At 46.1% G+C, this 6,425-nt stretch carries 7 protein-coding genes; 6 read left to right on the forward strand and 1 reads right to left on the reverse strand.

All coding sequences use genetic code 11. The annotated features are described in order from the left end of the window. The 6 genes from Q0340_RS02435 to Q0340_RS02460 all read left to right on the forward strand — a co-directional run. The coding region (locus Q0340_RS02435; RefSeq protein ID WP_298082019.1) for a thiamine pyrophosphate-dependent enzyme at positions 1-675 on the forward strand (675 nt) is incomplete at its 5' end. A 110-nt stretch (positions 676-785) separates the two neighbouring features. Next, entirely contained in the window at positions 786-1,478 is a 693-nt protein-coding gene (locus tag Q0340_RS02440; protein ID WP_298082020.1) for an aspartate/glutamate racemase family protein, read from the forward strand. A 118-nt stretch (positions 1,479-1,596) separates the two neighbouring features. Then, on the forward strand, positions 1,597-1,920 hold the full coding sequence (locus tag Q0340_RS02445) for a DUF2325 domain-containing protein (RefSeq protein WP_005870807.1): 324 nt from the start codon (positions 1,597-1,599) through the stop codon (positions 1,918-1,920). Beyond that, complete coding sequence (locus tag Q0340_RS02450) at positions 1,913-3,148, forward strand: hypothetical protein (protein WP_298082021.1); 1,236 nt, start codon at positions 1,913-1,915, stop codon at positions 3,146-3,148. The genes Q0340_RS02445 and Q0340_RS02450 overlap by 8 nt, the downstream gene beginning before the upstream one ends. Before the next feature lie 11 nt (positions 3,149-3,159). Then, complete coding sequence (gene fldA, locus Q0340_RS02455; protein ID WP_177389208.1) at positions 3,160-3,651, forward strand: flavodoxin FldA; 492 nt, start codon at positions 3,160-3,162, stop codon at positions 3,649-3,651. 302 nt (positions 3,652-3,953) lie between these two features. Then, the gene (locus Q0340_RS02460; RefSeq protein WP_298082022.1) at positions 3,954-4,730 is read left to right on the forward strand and encodes a hypothetical protein; all 777 of its coding nucleotides are present in this window, start codon (positions 3,954-3,956) and stop codon (positions 4,728-4,730) included. Between the two features lie 578 nt (positions 4,731-5,308). Here Q0340_RS02460 and Q0340_RS02465 read toward each other — a convergent pair. After that, positions 5,309-6,425: AMP-binding protein (locus Q0340_RS02465; RefSeq protein ID WP_298082023.1), on the reverse strand; the 1,117-nt coding region annotated here is incomplete at its 5' end.

Consider the following 6,425-nt stretch of genomic DNA (forward strand, 5'->3'; position numbering starts at 1 on the left):
GACGGCTGGGCCTACGACATCGGCTACGGCGGGCTTGATCACGTGCTGGCTACCGGCGAAGACGTGAACGTGCTGGTGCTAGATACGGAGGTTTACTCAAACACCGGTGGGCAGAGCTCCAAAGCTAGCCGTCGCGGCTCGATCGCGCAGTTTACCGCAGGCGGCAAGCGCGTTCAGAAAAAAGACCTCGGCCAGATCGCGATGACCTACGGCAACATCTTCGTCGCGCAGGTAAATTCCAACGCAAACCAAGCCGCGACGCTAAAAGCGATCATGGCGGCGGAGGCTTACCCGGGACCTAGCCTTATCATCGCATATTCGCCGTGTATCGCGCACGGCATCAAAGGTGGCATGGGCAGCTCGGGCGATCAAGCCGAGCTTGCGAGCAAATGCGGCTATTGGCCGACCTACACCTTCGATCCGCGGCTCGCGGCTGAGGGCAAAAATCCGCTTAAAATTTCATCCAAAGAGCCAGACTGGAGCCTTTATGAGGAATTTTTGCTAAACGAGGTCCGCTACAACGCGCTTAAAAAGATTGATCCCGAGCACGCGCAGGAACTGTACGAGGCAAACAAGGCCGACGCGATGAGACGCTACCGCCAGCTCAAACGGCTTGCGAATGCCGATTTCGGCGATGAGGTTGCCTCTGCGGGCGCCGCGAGCGAGAATGCTTAAGCTTTGCGGCTATTTGTTAAAATTCCGGCTCTGCAAATTTTGCAATCCGGAATTTTATTAAATTTCGCGGGACTGCATAAAATTCCGTATAAATTTTAAAAGAGAAATCCATGAAAAAAATCGGACTAATCGGCGGTATGAGCTACGAATCTACGATTACCTATTATGATGGGATCAATCGCAAAATTAACGAGCGTCTAGGCGGGCTAAGTAGCGGCGAAATTCTGCTAAGTAGTCTAAATTTTGACGAGATCGAGCGGTGTCAAAGAGATAATGAGTGGGGCAGGGCGGGCGAAATTTTAGCTCGTCACGCGCGAGTTTTGCAAGGCGGCGGCGCGGATTATATTTTTCTTTGCACCAATACGATGCATAAGTGCTACGAGGCGATAAAAGCCGCTATCTCTGTACCATTCGTGCATATCGCGGATGCTACGTTAAGTGAGCTGCGAAAACGTGGCGTGCAAAAAGTAGGGTTGCTCGGCACGATCTACACGATGACGCAGGATTTTTACAAGCGGCGCTTAATAGAGGGCGGCGTGGAGGTGCTCGTGCCAAATGCGGACGAAATGGAAGCGGTAAACGAAGTAATTTTTAATGAGCTTTGCTTTGGTAAAATTTTACCACATTCCAAGAAGAAATTTTTGCAGATCATTGAAGGACTTAGGGCTCGCGGTGCGCAGGGCGTGATACTGGGCTGCACGGAGATCGGGCTGCTCGTATCGCAAGCAGATACCGCCGCGTGGCTATTCGATACTACGCAGATCCACATCGATGCGGCAGTAAGTCTAGCTTTAAGCGAATAAATATCAAATATGAGTCGGTAAAATTCCGGCTTATAATTTCAAATTTTTATATACATTATCAGTTAAATTTAATCTTTCTCTGTTATAATAACGACTATCAATCATAGAAGGGGATGAAATGAACGTTTTAGTTATAGGAGCAGATGAGATTACACCCATTAAGGCGGTTTTAAAAGACCTTGGCGCGAGTAACATCGAGCACTGGGATGCACGAAACGAAAATCGCGTAAATCGTAAGCCGATCCCACAGGATACGGAGTGCGTCGTGATGCTTACGAGCTTTTTGAACCACAACACGATGAAAAAGATCAAAGGCGAAGTCAAAAAGCGCAAAATCCCGCTCGTATGCGCTAAAAGAAGCGTTAGCTGCGTATTTTGCGAATACTGTAAGGTTTTCAATTTAAATCAAGAATTCGGTTGCAGACCTTGCGAAGATGATTAAAATTCTAAGGAATTTAAATAATGCCGGCAAGCCCAAGCAAACGGCTAAAAAATCGCGCACTGCGTCGCAATCAAATGCTTACGACGATGAAATAGGCGAGCTAAATTCCAAGAATTCTTTAAATTCTAGCAAATTTAACGCTAGTTGCCTTGCGCATGTCGAAAGCAAGAAATTTAGCGGCAAATTTAAAAAGTTTTCAAGCGGTAAATCGAGCGTGCTTAATCATAATGTCTCTAAGTCGTGCGCTGCAAAGAGCGCGCAAAAGGGCGGCGCGAATAGGAATTTAACGGCAAAGGCTTTTTACGACACTAGCTCCGCGCAAAAGAATTTTTTCTGCGCTAAGCGTTCGGACGAGAAATCAGCTTTATTACAAGATACTACCGCGTCAAAACGAGGTATCGCAGCACGCGAAAAACGCCAAAAAGCGGATCTGCGGCGCGATAATGAGCTTATTGATGATGAAATTTTAAATGCCGAAGTTTTTAATAAGCAATTCTTTAGCGGCGAGATTTTTGGCTTTGATGCGAACGGGTGCGAGATTGTGCCAGAGGCGCTGCGGGATTATAATGCGGCTTCGCGAGCGCGGGCGATGCTAGCTCTATATAATTTTAACGTTAATGCGGATTATAGAATTCCGCCCGCAAATTTAAAGGGCGCTTCGCAGTTTCGCACCGCATTTTTAAATTTTATCGCTTCCGAGCTTGGGCGCAGTGCTCGCAAAATTTACCGCTTCAAGCCCGCCGTGAAATTTTGCGCAGCGGATAATGCGATAATCTTTTCCTATCTGCGCGGCATGTCGCTGCCCGTATTTGCCGCCAAGCCAGCTTATAAGCTAGCTCGCGCAATCGTGAGCTTGCGTAGCGGCGTGCTGCTAAACGGAGACGATGCGTTTCGCAACTTAGTATTTTACAAAATCGCGCTTCGCAATGCAGGCGCACAGCTGCAGCTTGTGGGCAAATCGGGCGAGCTCATCGTAGTTTGCAAGAGCGGTTTTAGCCTAGGCGTAGTTACGAGCTTTAAAAAAATTTTACCTCAAAATCCAGCCATTTATGATAATGATATAAAAAAAGCGCTAGAGCTTTGCCGCGGAGCAAACCTCGATGCCGTGTATCTTGTCTATCCAAAAAATGAAAATTTTAACCGCCATGTCGAGATAAAAAGCGAATGCTTTAAGGGAAATTTCATTATGAAATTAGTACCATACAAGCTTACCGACAAAATTTATTAAAAGGATACCAAATGGTTGGAATTATTTTTGGAAGCTCGATGGGCAATACTGAGGACGCCGCGAAGCTGATCTCCGAAAAGCTAGGCATAGAAAACGAGCTTAAAAACGTTGCGGACATCGCGCCTGCAGATCTAAATAAATACACTGCGCTCATCATCGGCAGCTCCACGTGGAACGACGGAGAGCTACAAGACGACTGGGCGGGCTTTGATTTCTCAGCCCTTGATGTCGCGGGCAAGACCGTCGCAATTTTCGGCATGGGCGATAGCTCAAGCTACAGCGACGCCTACTGCAACGCAATGCGCGAGCTATACGACAACTTCAAAAAAGCGGGTGCAAATATCGTAGGTGCAGTGCCTACCGACGGATATGAATTTGACGAGAGCAAGGCCGTAGTGGACGGCAAATTCGTTGGCCTCGCGCTAGACAACGACAATCAAAGCGACCTCACCGAGAGCCGCATCGAAGCGTGGGTAGCGCAGATCGCTCCATCTTTTAAATAGTCCTCCTTTAAATTTGCCGCGGAGCGCCTGCTTCGCGGCAAATTAGAATTATCATTAAAGCTCTAGCTAAATTACAAAGCTATAAAATTTTAAAACTTCTTTCTGCTTGTAATTTTTTGTATCATACTGGCAAATAAAATTTAGCCTATTTTTATCACATAAAATTTTGTTGCCGATAAATTTAGTGAGATTTTAAAATATTCCGCTAATGCTTAACAATTAATCTCAAAATTTACCTCAAATTTAATCAAATTTTAAGCGGGGGGGGCTAGTATTCCTTACTTTAATCTTAAGGAGTAAGTATGAAGTTCAGATATATGATGGGTGCCGTAGCGGCGGCTTTGGTGTTAGCAGGATGCGGTGAGGACGAGATAGAACTCGTCAAAAACTATACTTTGCCCGATTTTAAATCTATGAGTATAGGCACGGCGATCGAGGGGTCGAAAAGATGTAAAAATATCACGTGGTCGAAGGCTGATCGCGGTGGGCTAAAATCCGTCACGATGGTGTGCGACATAGATATGGAAGCATTGAATGCCGCAAAAGAGAAAGCGACCAAAGAACGTCGTGAGAAATATAATAAAGATGCTTTAAGTGGTAACATGGATAGTACTATGAAGTTCTACGGGGGTAAGGCTTATGATAGGAATAGCTTGCTTCAGCTAGCTAACAAACTTTGTAAACTAAACGACGCGAAATTCCAAGAGACTATAAAAGCAAAAGGTAAGATAGAATACAAAGATCAGAAGGAATTGATCGATTGCGATAAGTCGCTAGATGGTGAAATCCTAAAAGACCAAGACCCTAAAAAAGATAAGACATATCTACCGGGTGTCTTAGATTTCTTGAAAAATGCGGTGTATCATTCGCAATTGACGCCAGAGCAATTAAAAGCTAGTTATGGTGCATATAATAAAAAAGCGCCGTCTAGTGCAACTATAGAGCTTAATTTCGTCGTCAATAATGATAAAAGCGTAGGTTTGGCGCCGGGATTTAAGATAATGTCCGATGGCGAAGAGGAGCCTGCCGGCAAAAATGATACATCTAAAGACGCACTAGCAGTATTTTATGCAAGATAATATGCTGCGGAATTCTTGAGTAGCGGAGCAGAATTTTAAAATTCGCTCCGCTACGAAATTTAAAGAATTTCATTCTCGGTAAAATTTCATAGAATTTTGTCTGCGGTTTCGACGTAAAATTTTAATGTGGAATTTCACGGTTGAGCCGATATATCGCGCTTGTTTGCCACGATCAAAATTCCTTTTTATGTCGCGGCGTGGAATTTTAAGCACGGGATTCCATATTTTACTAAGACGCCTTATGCGCGTAATTTTACAAACTGAATTAATCGAAATTTAGCAGCTAGATTTTTCTCGACTTTGAATTTTGCAGCCTGAAATTTAACGCCTTAGAACTCCCCGACTTCACAAACCCACATCGCGAAATTCTGTCGTCGCGCTCTTGTTTTATAGCCAATAACGACGAGCAGCGTCAGTAGCCTCCATAAGCTTACACACGGAGCATTTTATTACAAAGTTTTTTAAAATTTAAATCGATTAAAATTTCTCAGCGCGAAATTTCGTAGTTCTGTAATACAGCCAAAATTCCGCGGCTTTAAAGCCTCACACTAACCAAATCCTTTTACTTAGATTTTGCCCTAAAGCCCCAGCTCTATCGCCAGATCCTTTACCGCTTTGAGATTTACCTTGCCGCTGCCGAGCACCGGGATTTGCTCGACCTTTTTCACGACGCTTGGCTGCATTATCGGCGCCAGCGCGGAGTCCTTCAGGCGGCGCGAAATTTCATCCTCACTCGCCTCGCCCACGTAAAGCAGAGCGATCTTTTCGCCCTTTTTCTCGTCTTTTAGGTTCACGCACGAATAGATCGCGCTTTCGCCTAAAATTTCGCCTACAGCGCTCTCTACTGCGCCCAGGCTGATCATCTCGCCGCCGATTTTGGCAAAGCGCGAAAGGCGGTCGGTGATAAATAAAAACCCGTCGTCGTCGATATAGCCGATGTCGCCGCTTTTGTAGTAGCGCACGCCGTCCATTTGCGCGATTGCTTCGGTGGTTTTGGCCGGCTCATCGTAGTATTCCTTCATAACCTGATGTCCGCCGATTAAGATAAGCCCCTCCTGCCCGTTTGGCAGCGGCTGCAGCGAGGCGGGATCGGTAATTTTTATGACCGTGCCTGCAAGCGGCAAGCCGACACTCTTTTCGCGGTTGAAGTGAAGCTCTTTGAAAAAATCGGGCTCGAGGACGTTCGGCGTATTTACACTCACCACCGGCGCAGTCTCGGTCGTGCCGTAGCCCTCGTAAATTTCGATGCCGAATTTTATCTTAAATTCCTTTCGGACGTTTTCGTTTAGCTTCTCCGCGCCCGCAATCGCCAGGCGAATACTTGCCAGCATAAGTGGATTGAGCCTTTTATTTTTGGTGTAGAGCCTAAAAAACGTCGAAGTGCCGAACATTATCGTAGCGCCGTATTTCGCGCTCATCTTACCGACGCTAAAGGCGTCCGTAGGATCGGGCACGTGGATGCTTAAAATTCCGTCGTTTAGCGGAAAGAGCGTCGTTACGGTAAGCCCGAAGCAGTGAAAGATCGGTAGCGACGCTAAAATTGCGTCGTGCTCGGTGGCGTTTATGAGCTCTGAAATTTGACGGACGTTCGCCATTATATTTTTATGCGTCAAAACCACGCCTTTGGGCTTTCCCTCGCTGCCGCTGCTAAATAAAATCGTAGCTACGTCATCTATCGCGTGCGGCTTAAAATAC

Origin of the sequence: uncultured Campylobacter sp. (genome assembly GCF_938045595.1) — a bacterium.
GTDB lineage: Bacteria > Campylobacterota > Campylobacteria > Campylobacterales > Campylobacteraceae > Campylobacter_B.

What these genes read in the sequence shown, in the direction of transcription:
- fldA (WP_177389208.1), top strand. Translation starts at nt 3,160, where the DNA reads ATGGTTGGAATTATTTTTGGAAGCTCGATGGGCAATACTGAGGACGCC.
- Q0340_RS02440 (WP_298082020.1), top strand. Translation starts at nt 786, where the DNA reads ATGAAAAAAATCGGACTAATCGGCGGTATGAGCTACGAATCTACGATT.
- Q0340_RS02450 (WP_298082021.1), top strand. Translation starts at nt 1,913, where the DNA reads ATGATTAAAATTCTAAGGAATTTAAATAATGCCGGCAAGCCCAAGCAA.
- Q0340_RS02460 (WP_298082022.1), top strand. Translation starts at nt 3,954, where the DNA reads ATGAAGTTCAGATATATGATGGGTGCCGTAGCGGCGGCTTTGGTGTTA.
- Q0340_RS02445 (WP_005870807.1), top strand. Translation starts at nt 1,597, where the DNA reads ATGAACGTTTTAGTTATAGGAGCAGATGAGATTACACCCATTAAGGCG.